This window comes from Streptomyces varsoviensis, from assembly GCF_000718635.1.
Lineage (GTDB): Bacteria > Actinomycetota > Actinomycetes > Streptomycetales > Streptomycetaceae > Streptomyces > Streptomyces varsoviensis.
This window is the reverse complement of sequence record NZ_JOBF01000006.1, coordinates 101,127-114,819: the sequence shown is the minus strand read 5'-3', so window position 1 is coordinate 114,819 and position 13,693 is coordinate 101,127. Positions and strand designations below refer to the sequence as shown.

Genomic DNA, 13,693 nt, shown 5'->3' with positions numbered 1-13,693 from the left:
TTTCCGGGTGACCCGCTCCGCTCTGTGAGATCCGGGTAGCCAACCCCCTGTGTGAGAAAGGCTTTTGTTCATGCCCCGACGCGGTGATGCGGCCAAGTCGCGCAAGCCCCGGCCCAACCCTCTGGACGTGGCCGGTGTCTCCTATATCGACTACAAGGACACGGATTTGCTGCGCCGGTTCATTTCCGACCGCGGGAAGATCCGAAGTCGCCGAGTGACGCGCGTCACCGCTCAGCAGCAGCGACGGCTGGCCCGGGCGATCAAGAATGCTCGGGAGATGGCATTGTTGCCGTATTCCTCTACCGGGAAGTAGTGGCCGGAACACCCTCCGTGCACGTGCATCCGCTCATGCAATGGCACATGAACGCGGCTATGATCCGGAGCAGTTGATAGTTGATAGCTGCAATTTTCCGGGAGAGTCCTGTGCCCCACGCGTACAACGGCATGGCTGCATCGGACCTTCAAGAGGTCGCGTGGCACAAGAGCCGTCACTCCAACTCCCAGGGTTCCTGCGTGGAGTTCGCCAAACTGCCGGGCGGCGGCGTCGCCGTGCGCAACTCGCGGCACCCCGACGGTCCGGCCCTCGTCTACACCCCGGCCGAGATCGAGGCCATGCTGCTCGGCATCAAGGACGGGGAATTCGACTACCTGATACGGGACTAGGGCGCGTCCTCGCGAGCTTTGCCCGTCGCGGCACCAGGGCGCGCCCGGTGACCACCGCCGAGGCCGCCCGCTAGGGTGGTCCGGGTGTTCGACTCGTCCGACTTCGACTTGGCGCCGTACGCGGGGATCGACATGGACGCGTACGTGCGGCGGACCTACTGTAGCTGGCAGGAGGCGGGCTGGCGGTCGCTGCTCGTGCAGTGCTTCACCCACGCGCGGGAGGCCGAGTCCTTTCCGCTGCCCGGGGTGGCCGATCTGCATCTCGTGCTCTGCACCGGCGGGGACGCGGTGATGCGGACGCGCGGCGCAGGCCGGGCGACCAGGCGGCGCTGGGCCCCCGGCCGTCTGGAACTCATGGTTCCCGGCCTCCCGACGGTCCGCGACTACCGCGCGACGTCGACGGTACGCACCGTCCAGGTGCACCTCCCGCGGGCGGCCGTCGAGCGGGCCGCGGCCGAACTCGGCGGCCCCGAGCCGGACTTCGAAGCGCTCTCCGCATCTCTGGCGTCGGGTGATCCGGTCGTCGAGCACGTCGTACGGGCCCTGCCGGCCGCCGGGGCCGCGGACGGCACGTACGGCACGTACAGCGTGAACGGTGCGAACGACGCGTACGCGGAGTCGGCGGCGGCCTTCCTCGCGACGCATCTGCTGCTCGGCGGCCGGGACCACCGGGTGCCCGGGCCGGAGCGCGCGGCGGTCCGCCGGGCCATCGCGGTCATGCGGGAGCGCCTGGCCGACCCGCTGACGCTCGCCGACATCGCCGCCGAAGCGCACTTGAGCGTGTACCACTTCGTCCGGGTCTTCCGCGAGGACACCGGCGAGACGCCGCACCGGTTCCTCACCCGGCTGCGGATCGAGCGGGCGCGGCGGCTGCTCGACACCACCGGCCTGACTATCGAGCGGATCGCCGAGCGCTGCGGTTTCGCCGGCCCCGGCGGGCTGTCCTCGGCGTTCCTGGCTCACGTCGGCGTCCGTCCGTCGGTCTACCGCCAGATCGCGTCGACAGATGCGCAATCCGGCGCATGTCCCGAGGCGGACGGGCCGCCCTAGCCTGGCGGAATGCCATACAGCTTCACCCTCTCCGCGCATTCGCGGGCCACACCCGACGCCGTCTTCGGCGCACTCGTCCGTGCGGCGACCTGGCCCGCGTGGTCGTCGATCGACTCCGCCGAGGTCGAGGGCGGCGCGGACCCCGAAGCCCGGCAGGAGGTCGGCGAGACGCGCGTCTTCCGCACCGGCCGGGCGGTGTCCCGCGAACGCGTCGTCGAGCTGGTCGCCGACAAGCGGTTCGGCTACGAGAACGTCGCCGGTCCGTTCCGGTCCTACCGGGGCGCCGTCGAGCTCGCCGAGTCGCCGCGGGGTGGCACGGACATCGTCTGGTCGGTGACGTTCGAGCCGAAGCTGCCGCTCTCGGGGCCGCTGTGGCGGTGGTACCTGACCCGCTATATGCGGCCGATGGTGGAGGGGCTGGCCGCGTACGCCGCCGCGCCCCAGGACCGGCAGCGGGATTAGGGACTGCCTGGCGGGTCATCCGTGCGGCCATGGCGGCACGGGGCTCCGGGCTCTCTGGGCCCTCCAGCCCCTCCGGGCCTCCGGAGCCTCTGGACTCTCCGGGCCTCTGGGCTCTCCGAGCCCCTCTGGACCCTCCGGGCCCGGTCCGGCTCACGGCCCGGGCTCCGGGGTACGGCACCGGCCCCCGCTCCGGCACCGGCCCCCGGAGCCGGTCCCCCGCTCGCCAGGTGGCTTGGGTGGGGTCGGCGGCCGTCAGTCGCGTGGGAGCCGGAAGAGCGCCCAGACGACCTTGCCGCGCAGATGTCCCGCGAGCGGATGCCACCCCCAGCTATCGCTGAGGGAGTCGACGAGGAAGAGGCCGCGGCCGCACTCCTCGCCCGTGCCGGCCTCGGCCTCGACCGGGCTCTCCTCGCTCGGGTCCCGTACGGCGCACACCAGCCTGGAGGTCCAGCGCATCAGATGCAGCCGGACGGGCGGCTCGTACTCCCGGGCGAGGCGGACGACGTTCGCGGCGGCGGGCGCGGGGCGCGGGGCGGGGACGCCGTGCCGCAGGGCGTTGGTGACCAGCTCGGAGACGGTCAGCGCCAGGTCGTCGAAGAGGTCGGTCAGGTCCCACTGCTGGAGGGTGGATCTCGTGAACCTCCTGGCCGCCCGCACCGCCTCGAAGCGGGCGGGGAGGGCGCAGGAGACCGAGTTGGCGACGCCGGACGGCTCGATCGGTGGGAGGCCCCGCCATAACGGCGCGAGCAGAGTCGATCCTTCGGTACCCATGCGAGGCACTCCTGGCGATCGTGGACGTGACGTGCACGTGTGCATGCCCCATCGTTCCGAATGCGTACGGCAGATGCAAGGGCAGATGCACGTGCACGCAGCCGCTTTGACAGCATTCGCACAGGAATACCGGCAATTCTTCCTACGCCCTCTTGCGTAAGCAGGTGGCTTGTCTCTTGTCTGTGTAACCGCGCGCGCACTCAACGGAGCCCGAAGGTGGCAGACTTCGGCGCCGGGGGAGCGGGGGTCGCCCTCAGAAGGGTGTGGAACGGACAGGAAGGTCACAGAAATGACCACAAGTGAGTCGAGCGGCTCAGTGGTGCGCCGTATCCTCCTGGGGTCACAGCTCAGGAAGTTGCGGGAGTCGCGGGGGATCACCCGCGAGGCCGCCGGGTATTCGATCCGCGCATCCGAATCGAAGATCAGCCGCATGGAGTTGGGCCGGGTGAGCTTCAAGGCGCGCGATGTCGAGGACCTGCTGACGCTGTACGGAGTGGCCGACGAGGCCGAGCGCGAGGCGCTGCTCGGGCTCGCCCGCGAGGCCAACGTCGCGGGCTGGTGGCACAGTTACGGCGATGTGCTGCCCGGCTGGTTCCAGACGTACGTCGGTCTGGAGGGCGCCGCGTCCCACATCTCCATCTACGAGGTGCAGTTCGTCCACGGGCTGCTCCAGACCGAGGGGTACGCGCACGCCGTCGTCGTGCGCGGCCAGCCGGGCGCCGTCGCCGACGAGGTCGAGCGCCGCGTCTCGCTCCGCTTGGAGCGGCAGAAACTCCTCGTCTCCGAGCGCGCGCCGCAGTTCCACGCAGTGCTCGACGAGGCCGCGCTGCACCGCCCGTACGGCGACGCCGAGGTCATGCGCGGCCAGTTGCAGCACCTCATCGACATCTCCGAACAGCCCAATGTGACGCTTCAGGTGATGCCTTTCGCGCACGGCGGGCACGCGGGGGAGAGCGGCGCGTTCACCATGCTGAGCTTCCCGGAGTCGGATCTCTCGGACATCGTCTATCTGGAGCAGCTCACCAGCGCGCTCTATGTCGACAAGCGGGAAGAAGTCGCGCAGTACGAGCGGGTAATGGACCGGCTGCGGGCCGACAGCCTTTCGCCGGAAGGAACCCGGGAGTTGTTGCGGCACCTGGTCCAACTGGGCTAAGCCATAAGTAGGATGACAGCCCATCAGGGACCCGCGTCGGCGGTGGCCGCGCGGGCCGCGCGAACTTCCCCGTACTTCCCGTACCTCAGATAGGGATGGCATGTCCGACTACTCCTACTTTGATGAGTTGGCCTACCAGTACATCGATGGTGAATGGCGGGCCGGCAGCGGTTCCTGGGACATCGTCGACTTCAATCCGTACGACGGGGAGAAGCTCGCCTCCATTACCGTCGCGACGGTCGAGGAGATCGACCGGGCCTATCGCGCGGCCGAGCGCGCACAGCCGGCCTGGGGCGCCACCAACCCCTACCGCCGGCGGCTCGTCTTCGAGCGCGCGCTGCGCGTCATCGACGACCGCGAGGCCGAGCTGGCCGCGGCGATCACCGCGGAGTGCGGCGGCACCGCCGTGAAGGCCGGATTCGAGCTGCACCTGGTACGGGAATTCCTGCGGGAGGCCATCCATCTCGCGCTCCGCGCGGAGGGGCGCATTCTGCCGTCCCCGGACGACGGAAAGGAGAACCGGCTCTACCGGCTCCCGGTCGGCGTCGTCGGTGTCATCAGCCCGTTCAACTTCCCCTTCCTGCTCTCCGTCAAGTCGGTGGCCCCGGCGCTCGCTCTCGGCAACTCCGTCGTCCTCAAGCCGCACCAGAACACCCCGGTGTGCGGCGGCGGCCTGGTCGCCAAGGTCTTCGAGGAGGCCGGGCTGCCCCCCGGCGTGCTCAACGTCGTCATCACGGACATCGCCGAGATCGGCGACGCGCTCATCGAGCACCCGGTGCCGAAGGTCATCTCCTTCACCGGCTCCGACAAGGTCGGCCGCCATGTGGCGACCGTCGCGGCCGCGAACTTCAAGCGCACCATCCTCGAACTCGGCGGCAACAGCGCCCTGATCGTCCTGGACGACGCCGACCTCGACTACGCCGTCGACGCCGCCGTCTTCAGCCGCTTCATCCACCAGGGGCAGGTCTGCATGGCCGCCAACCGGGTGCTCGTCGACCGCCGGGTGGAGCGCGAGTTCACCGAGAAGTTCGTCGCGAAGGTGAAGACCCTCAAGGTCGGCGACCCCGGCGACCCGGCCACCCACATCGGCCCGCTGATCAACGCCGGCCAGGCCGAGGCCGTCGCCTCGATCGTCGAGCAGACCATCGCCGACGGCGCGACCGCGCTGGTGCGCGGCACGGCCGAGGGCACCCTCGTCGGCCCCTCCGTGCTGACCGGGCTGGCCGAGGACTCGCCCGTACTGGGCCAGGAGATCTTCGGGCCGGTCGCGCTGCTCATCCCCTTCGACGGCGAGGACGAGGCCGTACGCATCGCCAACGCGACGCCGTACGGGCTCAGCGGCGCCGTGCACACGGGGGATGTCGAGCGGGGCGTACGGGTCGCCAAGCGCGTCGACACCGGCATGATCCACGTCAACGACGGCACGGTCCACGACGAGGCGATCGTCCCCTTCGGCGGCGAGAAGCACTCCGGGGTCGGCCGGCTGAACGGCGACTCCATGGTGGACGCCTTCACCACCACCAAGTGGATCTCGATCCAGCACGGGCGGAGCCGCTTCCCGTTCTGAGTGCTGAGGGGGCGGCGGTCGTGACCGCGGTCGCGGGGTGATCGTGGCCGCGGTCGCGGGCGGGCCGAGGGCGGGGCCGGGCTGAGGGAGGCGGTGGGCGCGGGCTATCGCGGGGGCTTCGTCGCCGGGGCGCTCATCGCCGCCGTCAGGAACGTGATCGCCCAGTGCCGGGCCTCGTCGCCCGCCGCTGCCGTCTCGCCCGCCGTAGCCGTCTCGTCCGTCGCTGTCGTCTCGTCCGTCGCTGTCGTCTCGCTGGCCGTAGCCGTTTCGCCCGCCACAGTCGTCTCGCTCGCCGCTGTCGTCGCGTCCGCCGCTGTCGTCTCGCTCGCCGTAGCCGTCTCGTCCGCCGCCGTCGAGCAGCCCGGGGTGGGCTGGTTGTAGACCTCGACGCGGTCCACGGCCGTCACGGCGAGGATGCCCCGCATCCGGAACCGCAGCTCCTGCGGGGCGAGGCCGGGCAGTGCGCGGGCGAAGGCCGCCAGGTAGCGCTCGCGGACGGCGGCCTCGGCCGGGCCGGCCCAGCCGCGGGCCTCCTCGGCCGGGTCGCTGAGGATCGTCACGATCAGCCGGGACGTACGGGCCCCGCTGTCGTCGCCGGTGGGCATGTGATCGAACAGCGGGCCCGCGAAGGCTTCCACGAGGTCGGCGACCGCCGGCTCCTCGGTCCTCGCCAGAAGCTCGTCCAGCCGGGCCCGCTGGGCGGTGGTGATGGGCTCGACCACGCGGCGGGCGACCGCGGCCATGAGTTCCGCCTTCGACCCGAAGTGATAGGCCACGGCGGCCAGGTTCGCTCCGGCCAGGCTGGTGATCGCGCGGACCGAGGTGCCGCGGTAGCCGTGCTCGGCGAAGAGGCGTTCGGCGGCATCGAGGACCTTGGTCCGGGTATCGGGCAGCGCCATGTGCCGTAGTGTACAAACGACCGTCTTAAACGAACGTTTGACTGACATGGTGTGATCACATGAAACTGCTCGTCTACGGGGCCGGGGTGTGCGGCAGCCTGCTCGCCGCCCACCTGCACGAGGCCGGGCTCGACGTCTCGCTTCTCGCCAGAGGCCGGCGCCTGGCCGATCTGCGCCGGCACGGCGTGCGGCTCGCCGAGGAGGACAGCCCCGCCGTCCGGCAGGTGCCCGTACCGGTGGTCGAGCACCCGGCGGGCGGTTACGACCTCATCGCCGTCACCGTCCGCACCCACCAGGTGGACGCGGTGCTGGAGTCGCTGGCGGAGGTCGACGGCCACGTGCTGTCCCTCCTCAACTGGGCGGCCGGCGCGCGGCCGCTGGGAGCGGTGATCGGCCACGAGCGCGTACTGCTCGGGTTCCCCCCGGCCCTGGCCGGCGGCACCATGGACGGCGACGTGGTCCGCTACCGCGCGGGCGGCCTCCTGACCCGCCGGGTCCCGATGCCGATCGGCGAACCCGACGGGCGTACGACCCCGCGCCTGGAACGGGTCGTCCGCGAGTTCCGCACCGCCGGAATCAACGCCAAGGCCGAGCCCCGGATGGACGCCTGGCTCAAGACCCACGCGGCCTTCGAAGTGCCGCTCGGGCAGGCGGCGCGCGCGGCGGGCGGCCCGGCGGCGCTGGCCGAGGACCCGGACGCCGTCCGCGGCATGCTCCACCTCATGCGGCGGAACCTGGCCGCCCTGCCGGCGCCGCCGGTCCCGCGCGCGTTCGGCGCGCTGCGGACCCTGCCGGCGGGGCTGATCGTGGCCCTGCTCCGGCGCTTCCTGCGCAGCCCGACCGCCGCGCGCAGCGGGCTCGCCGACGCCTCCGCTGCGACGGCGGGCGAACTGGAGCGACTGACGGAGCAAATGCGCGGCCTCGCGGAGGCCCGGCAGGTCGGCGGGCCGTAGGCCCCGGTCGGACAGGCCGCCGGTGTGAATTAGGTCAGGATCTGGCCGTATGGGGTTCTACGGTGTGGGCATCGCACGACAGCACCGAAAGGCGGCCCCCATGCCCACCCACGTGATCGAGAACGACTTCAGCGACGAGCGCGGCACTCTCCTCGCCTTCCTGGAGGCCCAGCGCGGCGGGCTCCGCCGCGCGCTCCTCGGGCTGAGCGACGAGCAGGCGGCCCAGCGGCCGAGCGCCAGCGGGCTCTCCCTGTCCGGGCTGCTCAAGCATGTCGCGGAGACCGAGCTGACCTGGGTGGAGAACGCCAAGGAGGCACAGAACTCGATCCAGCGCGACGAGTCCAACTGGCACCTGGGCTTCCAGTTGGAGGGCGCCGAGACCGTCGAGAGCGTGCTGGCCTTCTGGGACAAGGTCGCCGCCGAGACCGAGGCGTACGTACGCTCCGTACCCGACCTCGACGTCACCTTCCCGCTCCCGGCGGCCCCTTGGTTCCCGCCGAACACCCGGCACTCGGTGCGCTGGCTGCTGCTCCACCTGATCGAGGAGACCGGCCGGCACGCGGGCCACGCGGACATCATCCGCGAGTCCCTGGACGGGAAGACGGCGTTCGAGCTGGTGGCGGCGGAGGCGCAGGGCGAGGGGGAGGCCCAGGGTGAGGGGAAGGCCCAGGGCGAGGGGGCGGGCGCGGCCGGGTGACGCATCGGCCGGCGGGGCCGGGTGCGGCGCTGGGCCGGGACCGGGTGGCGGCCGTGGGGCGGGGCTTGACGTCCGGCCCCGCCTCATGCCCGGTCCTGATCAGAGGCGGTGGGCGGCTCCGTCTAACCTGGTCCGCGGGTGCAGGGCAGCCTGCGACAGGTTGAATGAGGAGTCGATGTCCGCGATCCGGCTGTTGGTCCTGGGCGCCGTCCGTCTGCACGGCCGCGCGCACGGCTACCAGGTCCGCAACGACCTCGAAAGCTGGGGCGTCCACGAGTGGTCCAACGCCAAGCCGGGCTCGATCTACCACGCGCTGAAACAGATGGCCAAGCAAGGACTGCTGCTCGCGCACGACATCGCCCCGAGCACCGTCGGCGGCCCGCCGCGCACCGAGTACGAGGTGACGGAGGCGGGCGAGGCGGAGTACTTCAAGCTGCTGCGCGAGGCGCTGACCGCGCATGACGCCAAGGTCGACGTGTTGAGCGCGGGTATCGGCTTCATCGTGGACCTGCCGCGGGCCGAGGCCGTAGCGCTGCTGAAGGAGCGGGTCGCGGCGATGGAGCAGTGGCGCGCGGAGGTGGCGCGGCACTGGAGCCCCGGCGCCGACGAGGACTGGGGCCACATCGGCGAGATCATGGGCATGTGGGTGCACACCGCCGACAGCGGCGCGCGGTGGACGCGCGGCCTGATCGAGCGGCTGGAGGCCGGCGCGTATGTGATGGCCGGCGAGGGCGACCAGTGGGAGGGCTTCCGCGGCGAGGGCGAGGGCGGGGCGGTGGACGCGGGCAGCGGCGGCACCGGCTCGGAGGCGCGCTCCTCGTAGCTCAACAGGCGATGGCGTCCAACTGACCAAGACAGCAACGTAATCAAGTTTGACTAGCGGCGAGGGAGGAGCCACCTTCGCCAGCCAGTAGTCAAACTTGATTACTCCTCGATCATCCCTCGGAGGAGAGTTCCTTGACCGACACCGATCACGTGATCGTCGTCGAAGGGCTGCGCAAGACCTATGGAGACAAGCCCGCGCTGGACGGCGTCGACCTGACCGTGGCGCGCGGCACCGTCCACGGACTGCTCGGCCCCAACGGGGCGGGCAAGACCACGGTCGTACGAATCCTCGCCACCCTGCTGCGGCAGGACGGCGGCCGGGCCGAGGTGGCCGGCTTCGACGTGCGGCGCGACGCCGACGCCGTACGCCACCGGATCGGGCTGCTCGGCCAGCACGCCGCCTTGGACGAGGAGTTGAGCGGCCGGCAGAACCTGGAGATGTTCGGCCGCCTCTACCACCTCGGAGCGCGGGGTGCCGCTGCCCGCGCCGCCGAACTGCTGGACCGCTTCGGCCTCGCCGACACCGGGCGCAAGGCGGTGCGGCAGTACAGCGGCGGGATGCGCCGCCGGCTCGACCTCGCGGCCAGCCTGGTGCTCGCCCCGGAGGTGCTCTTCCTGGACGAACCGACCACCGGACTCGACCCGCGGGGCCGCACCGAGGTCTGGAACGCGGTGCGTTCGCTGGTCGGCGGCGGTACGACCGTACTGCTGACCACCCAGTACCTGGAGGAGGCAGACCAGCTCGCCGACCGGATCTCCCTCCTCGACGCGGGCCGCGTCGCCGCCGAGGGCACGCCCGACGAGCTGAAGGCCCGCATCGGCGGCGACCGCGTCGACGTCGTCGTGCGCCACGCCGACCAACTCGACGCCGCGGCCGCCGTGGTGACCGCCGCGGTAGGGGCCGACGCGACGACCGACCCCGACGGGCGGCGGACCGGCGCGCCCGTCGCCGACCGGGTCGCCGCGCTCACCGAGACGCTACGGGCGCTCGGCGCGGCCGGCATCGAGGTCGAGGACATCGCGCTGCGCCGCCCGACGCTCGACGAGGTCTTCCTGCGCCTCACGGGCGCCGGAGCGACCGCCAAGGAGGACGCGACCGTATGACGAACTGGGTGCTCACCGACTCCTGGACCATGACCCGCCGCGGCCTCGCGCACCGCGCCCGCCGCCCCGGGCAGATGTTCGTCGGGCTCGCCTTCCCGGTGATGATGGTCCTGATCTTCGCCTACTTCCTCGGCGGCGGCATGCGCGTCGCGGGCGGCGGCGACTACAAGGACTTCCTCATCCCCGGCATGCTCGCCCTGACCATGGCCTTCGGCCTCGAATCCACCATGGTCGCCCTCACCCAGGACCTGAACCGCGGCGTCATCGACCGCTTCCGCGCCATGCCGATGGCGCCCTCGGCGGTGCTCGTCGGCCGCAGCGTCGACGACATGCTGGAATCGGCGGCCAGCCTCCTCGCGATGGTGGGCGTCGGCCTGCTGATGGGCTGGCGCTGGCACAACGGCTTCGGCGAGGCGCTGTACGCACTGGGGCTGCTGCTTCTCCTGAGGTTCGCGATGCTGTGGATCGGCATCTACCTCGGCATGGTCGCGGGCAAGCCGGAGCTCGTACAGGCCGTCCAGATCCTGATCTGGCCCATCGGCTTCCTCTCCAACGTCTTCACCTCCGCCGAGTCCATGCCGGGCTGGCTCGGCGCCATAGCCGAATGGAACCCCATGTCCGCCACCGCCACCGCCGTCCGCGAACTCTTCGGCAACCCCGGCTGGAACGGCACCACCTGGGCCGCCACCCACGCCCAACTCCTCGCCGTAGCCTGGCCGGTGGCCCTCCTCGCCGTCTTCGGCCCCCTGGCGGTGCGCAGGTACCGGGGGCTCTCCCACTGACCCCGCGGCCCACCGGTCAGAGCTCGACCAGGCTCCGTAGGTCGAGCTCTACCGGGAAGGGGGATTCGACGGACAGCGTGCCGGTGTGGACGGGGCGCTCAGGGGCGGGAAGAAATGCGCCCGTCTCGCGGTCGCGCCGGAATTCGTGGACTACAGGAAGGTCGTCGTCGCCGCGCTCCACACGCCAGAAGTGGGGGATTTCGGACTCAGCGAACAAACCGGGCTTGAGGAAGCGGTCCTCTGCCCGGGAGCCAGGGGAGACCACCTCCACTGCCAGGGCCACTGTCTCAACGGGGACACACTCCATGGCGAAGGGGTCCAGGCCCCGCTTGTCGAAGACCACGACGTCGGGCTTCACGACGGTCTTCTCGTCGAGCATGACGCAGCGCTCGGAGTTGATCGCATAGGGCGGGCGTCGAGTGTGGCGCAACGCGACCAGGATCCCGTCGCGCACCATGTCATGCCATTGAACCGTCATGCCACGAACCATGATCGTCCCATCCACAAGTTCCCAGTCGAACTGCAGGGACAGCTCCTTCACCTGGTCGTAGGTCCAACCGTTCGACGGCGGGTCCATCCAGTTCTCCGGGGTGGCCCGCTCCCACTGCTCATGCCTGGCTTCTGCGGCCATCACTGCTCCCATGGGCCGGATTGTGTGCGAGTTCATGGACACATGTCCTGGATATGACCGTAGCGCCACCCTCCCGAGTGAACGGGTCTCAACGCGCTCAGTGATGGAACGCTGTAGCCCCCTCTCCGGCCGCTCCAACGGGCCGGGCTGGTGGCGGAGTTCGGGGAGGAGGTGGGGGAGGAAGAGGTCGCCGCGGTCATGGGTGAAGCTGTTGTGGCAGACAATGTGCGGCGCAGGCGCCGGCCACGGGCTCGTACGAACCGTCGAAGGTGGAGCCGAGGACGGCGACGACGCCGATGGTGTTCTCGTCGCACAGCTCCGCCGCGGCGGCCGGGTCGAGGTGGTAGCGGTCGCCCTCCATCGGGACCTGGCGCGCCTCGACCTCCCAGAAGTCGCAGAACTTCTCCCAGCAGGCCTGGACGTTCGCGCCCATCCCGAGGTTGGGGCGCGCCGTCGTCGGGTAACGGTCGGCGTTCCGGCGTGCCCAGCGGCGCTTGAAGGCCATCCCGGCCAGCATGCACGCCTCGCTGGAGCCGGTCGTCGAGCAGCCCACGGCGGAGCGCGGGTCGGGGGCGTGCCACAGGTCGGCGAGGATCGCCACGCAGCGCTGCTCCAGCTCGGTGGTGCGCGGGTACTCGTCCTTGTCGATCATGTTCTTGTCGCGGCACTCGGCCATCAGAACGCCCGCCTGCGGCTCCATCCAGGTGGTGACGAACGTCGCCAGGTTCAGCCGGGAGTTGCCGTCGAGCATCAGCTCGTCGCGGACGAACTGGTATGCGGTGGACGGCGTGACCGGGCCGTCCGGCAGCCGGTGGGTGGGCGGTGTCCCCGCCATGCCGCCCACGGGGTCCGCCTCGCCGTAGAAGGGGTTGACCGCGTAGCCGCGCCTCTCGTGCGCGCCGCGGGAGTCGCCCGTTCCTCTGTGGAGTGCCATGCGCTTGCCCCCTGCGGGCCTGCTCTGCTCTCCCTGGTGCGCCCTCGCCGGCCGTGCCGCTCGTACCTGCTCGGGCCCGCTCGTACGCGACCGGCGGCGCGTTCCTGCACGTTCGCGACAATACGGGCATCCGCGAGGTTCAGCGCGTTCGCCGCGGGGGTCGGGTGTCATGCGCGGGCCGGGCCCCGCGGCGAACGGGGTCAGCGGGTCGCCCGGTAAGCCTCCACGGCCAGCCTGGTGTCCTCGGCGACCAGATCGGCGTTGATCTGCGCCGCCGAGGCCGCGCCCGCCGCCGCGGAGGCTCCGACCTGCGCGGACGGATCGATGACGTTGCCCGCGGCCCAGACCCCCGGCACCTCGGTACGGCCGCCCGCCTCCGTGGCCAGGTACACGCCGATACCGGCCGGGTGCTCCGTCGGCCGCAGCCCGAGTCCGCTCAGGAAGCCGGCGCGGGCCGCCATCCGGGGGCCGACCACCAGCGCCTCGCGGTCGACGACCATGCCGTCGGCCAGCCGCACCCCCGTGAGGCGGTCCTCCTTGACCTCCAGGGCGGCCACCTCGCCGGTCACCACCCTGATGCCGCGGGCGGCCAACTGCTCCGCCTCCTCCTCGGACGGCTCCGGATTGGTGTGGGTGAAGAACGTGACGTCCTCGCTCCACTGCCGGATCAGCAGCACCTGGTGCATCGCCATCGGCCCGCTCGCCAGGACGCCGATCGCCTGGTCGCGGACCTCCCAGCCGTGGCAGTACGGGCAGTGCAGCACGTCCCGGCCCCACCGCTCGCGCAGCCCCGCCACATCCGGCAGCTCGTCGGTCAGGCCGGTGGCGACCAGCAGCCGGCGCGCCCGGACCGTACGACCGTCGGCCGTCGTCACCTCGAAATCGGCGTTGTCACCATGTCCCTCGCGCTTCGCGTCCGTGACCTCGCCGGTCACCACGTGCGCTCCGTAGCGGCGGGCCTCCGCCCGGCCGCGCTCCAGCAGCTCGGCGGGCGGGGTGCCCTCCAGGCCCAGCAGTCCGTGCACACCGGCGGCCGGCGCGTTGCGCGGCTCGCCCCCGTCGATCACCAGCACCGACCGCCGGGCCCGGGCCAGCATCAGCGCCCCGCTCAGTCCGGCGGCGCCGCCGCCGATCACCACCACGTCGTAGCTGTCCATCAATGGATCGGTCACCGTGACCACCTCCTTCTTTCCATGGGGACC

The 13,693-nt window shown here is 71.3% G+C and carries 15 protein-coding genes and 1 pseudogene; 11 read left to right on the top strand and 5 right to left on the bottom strand.

All coding sequences use genetic code 11. The annotated features are described in order from the left end of the window. Positions 1 to 70 precede the first annotated feature (70 nt). The 4 genes from rpsR to IF55_RS11720 all read left to right on the top strand — a co-directional run bounded on the left by rpsR (position 71) and on the right by IF55_RS11720 (position 2,175). The gene (gene rpsR, locus IF55_RS37065) at positions 71 to 313 is read left to right on the top strand and encodes a 30S ribosomal protein S18 (protein WP_078644228.1); all 243 of its coding nucleotides are present in this window, start codon (positions 71 to 73) and stop codon (positions 311 to 313) included. 110 nt (positions 314 to 423) lie between these two features. After that, on the top strand, positions 424 to 663 hold the full coding sequence (locus IF55_RS11730; protein ID WP_030880580.1) for a DUF397 domain-containing protein: 240 nt from the start codon (positions 424 to 426) through the stop codon (positions 661 to 663). Positions 664 to 747: 84 nt separating this feature from the next. Then, positions 748 to 1,713 (top strand): helix-turn-helix domain-containing protein, encoded by a 966-nt coding sequence (locus tag IF55_RS11725; protein ID WP_030880574.1) that lies wholly within the window; start codon positions 748 to 750, stop codon positions 1,711 to 1,713. 9 nt (positions 1,714 to 1,722) lie between these two features. Beyond that, positions 1,723 to 2,175 carry an SRPBCC family protein gene (locus IF55_RS11720; protein ID WP_030880571.1) on the top strand — a complete coding sequence of 151 codons (453 nt, stop codon included), beginning with the start codon at positions 1,723 to 1,725 and terminating at the stop codon, positions 2,173 to 2,175. Between the two features lie 252 nt (positions 2,176 to 2,427). Here the strand turns inward: IF55_RS11720 and IF55_RS11715 are convergent, their stop codons facing one another. Beyond that, entirely contained in the window at positions 2,428 to 2,946 is a 519-nt protein-coding gene (locus IF55_RS11715) for an ATP-binding protein (protein ID WP_030880568.1), read from the bottom strand. 289 nt (positions 2,947 to 3,235) lie between these two features. Between IF55_RS11715 and IF55_RS11710 the strand changes: the two genes are divergently transcribed. Beyond that, positions 3,236 to 4,099 (top strand): helix-turn-helix domain-containing protein, encoded by an 864-nt coding sequence (locus IF55_RS11710; protein ID WP_030880565.1) that lies wholly within the window; start codon positions 3,236 to 3,238, stop codon positions 4,097 to 4,099. Positions 4,100 to 4,199: 100 nt separating this feature from the next. Continuing rightward, on the top strand, positions 4,200 to 5,666 hold the full coding sequence (locus IF55_RS11705) for an aldehyde dehydrogenase family protein (RefSeq protein ID WP_030880562.1): 1,467 nt from the start codon (positions 4,200 to 4,202) through the stop codon (positions 5,664 to 5,666). 104 nt (positions 5,667 to 5,770) lie between these two features. On the opposite strand, the gene IF55_RS11700 is transcribed toward IF55_RS11705, so the two are convergent. Continuing rightward, on the bottom strand, positions 5,771 to 6,565 hold the full coding sequence (locus IF55_RS11700; protein WP_030880559.1) for a TetR/AcrR family transcriptional regulator: 795 nt from the start codon (positions 6,563 to 6,565) through the stop codon (positions 5,771 to 5,773). Positions 6,566 to 6,624: 59 nt separating this feature from the next. On the opposite strand from IF55_RS11700, the gene IF55_RS11695 reads away from it, so the two are divergent. From IF55_RS11695 to IF55_RS11675, 5 genes are all read left to right on the top strand, one after another. Beyond that, positions 6,625 to 7,518: a ketopantoate reductase family protein gene (locus IF55_RS11695; protein WP_030880556.1), complete on the top strand. Its 894-nt coding sequence runs from the start codon at positions 6,625 to 6,627 to the stop codon at positions 7,516 to 7,518. Between the two features lie 100 nt (positions 7,519 to 7,618). Next, complete coding sequence (locus IF55_RS11690) at positions 7,619 to 8,215, top strand: DinB family protein (protein WP_048831895.1); 597 nt, start codon at positions 7,619 to 7,621, stop codon at positions 8,213 to 8,215. Positions 8,216 to 8,390: 175 nt separating this feature from the next. Then, entirely contained in the window at positions 8,391 to 9,038 is a 648-nt protein-coding gene (locus IF55_RS11685) for a PadR family transcriptional regulator (protein ID WP_048831876.1), read from the top strand. 134 nt (positions 9,039 to 9,172) lie between these two features. Continuing rightward, on the top strand, positions 9,173 to 10,144 hold the full coding sequence (locus tag IF55_RS11680) for a daunorubicin resistance protein DrrA family ABC transporter ATP-binding protein (RefSeq protein WP_037964088.1): 972 nt from the start codon (positions 9,173 to 9,175) through the stop codon (positions 10,142 to 10,144). Continuing rightward, the gene (locus IF55_RS11675; protein WP_030880547.1) at positions 10,141 to 10,926 is read left to right on the top strand and encodes an ABC transporter permease; all 786 of its coding nucleotides are present in this window, start codon (positions 10,141 to 10,143) and stop codon (positions 10,924 to 10,926) included. Before IF55_RS11680 ends, IF55_RS11675 begins: the two co-directional genes overlap by 4 nt. 16 nt (positions 10,927 to 10,942) lie before the next feature. Here the strand turns inward: IF55_RS11675 and IF55_RS11670 are convergent, their stop codons facing one another. From IF55_RS11670 to IF55_RS11660, 3 genes and pseudogenes are all read right to left on the bottom strand, one after another. Next, positions 10,943 to 11,569 (bottom strand): Uma2 family endonuclease, encoded by a 627-nt coding sequence (locus tag IF55_RS11670; protein WP_245661160.1) that lies wholly within the window; start codon positions 11,567 to 11,569, stop codon positions 10,943 to 10,945. A gap of 214 nt (positions 11,570 to 11,783) precedes the next feature. After that, positions 11,784 to 12,491 (bottom strand): annotated as a pseudogene (locus IF55_RS11665) (pyridoxal-dependent decarboxylase); the annotation flags it as partial. A gap of 200 nt (positions 12,492 to 12,691) precedes the next feature. Beyond that, positions 12,692 to 13,648: an NAD(P)/FAD-dependent oxidoreductase gene (locus IF55_RS11660; protein ID WP_048831875.1), complete on the bottom strand. Its 957-nt coding sequence runs from the start codon at positions 13,646 to 13,648 to the stop codon at positions 12,692 to 12,694. Positions 13,649 to 13,693 lie beyond the last annotated feature (45 nt).

Coding starts and splice junctions, on each gene's coding strand:
- rpsR (WP_078644228.1), top strand. CDS start 71: ATGCCCCGACGCGGTGATGCGGCCAAGTCGCGCAAGCCCCGGCCCAAC.
- IF55_RS11720 (WP_030880571.1), top strand. CDS start 1,723: ATGCCATACAGCTTCACCCTCTCCGCGCATTCGCGGGCCACACCCGAC.
- IF55_RS11715 (WP_030880568.1), bottom strand. CDS start 2,946: ATGGGTACCGAAGGATCGACTCTGCTCGCGCCGTTATGGCGGGGCCTC.
- IF55_RS11710 (WP_030880565.1), top strand. CDS start 3,236: ATGACCACAAGTGAGTCGAGCGGCTCAGTGGTGCGCCGTATCCTCCTG.
- IF55_RS11705 (WP_030880562.1), top strand. CDS start 4,200: ATGTCCGACTACTCCTACTTTGATGAGTTGGCCTACCAGTACATCGAT.
- IF55_RS11700 (WP_030880559.1), bottom strand. CDS start 6,565: ATGGCGCTGCCCGATACCCGGACCAAGGTCCTCGATGCCGCCGAACGC.
- IF55_RS11695 (WP_030880556.1), top strand. CDS start 6,625: ATGAAACTGCTCGTCTACGGGGCCGGGGTGTGCGGCAGCCTGCTCGCC.
- IF55_RS11690 (WP_048831895.1), top strand. CDS start 7,619: ATGCCCACCCACGTGATCGAGAACGACTTCAGCGACGAGCGCGGCACT.
- IF55_RS11685 (WP_048831876.1), top strand. CDS start 8,391: ATGTCCGCGATCCGGCTGTTGGTCCTGGGCGCCGTCCGTCTGCACGGC.
- IF55_RS11675 (WP_030880547.1), top strand. CDS start 10,141: ATGACGAACTGGGTGCTCACCGACTCCTGGACCATGACCCGCCGCGGC.
- IF55_RS11670 (WP_245661160.1), bottom strand. CDS start 11,569: ATGGGAGCAGTGATGGCCGCAGAAGCCAGGCATGAGCAGTGGGAGCGG.
- IF55_RS11660 (WP_048831875.1), bottom strand. CDS start 13,648: ATGGACAGCTACGACGTGGTGGTGATCGGCGGCGGCGCCGCCGGACTG.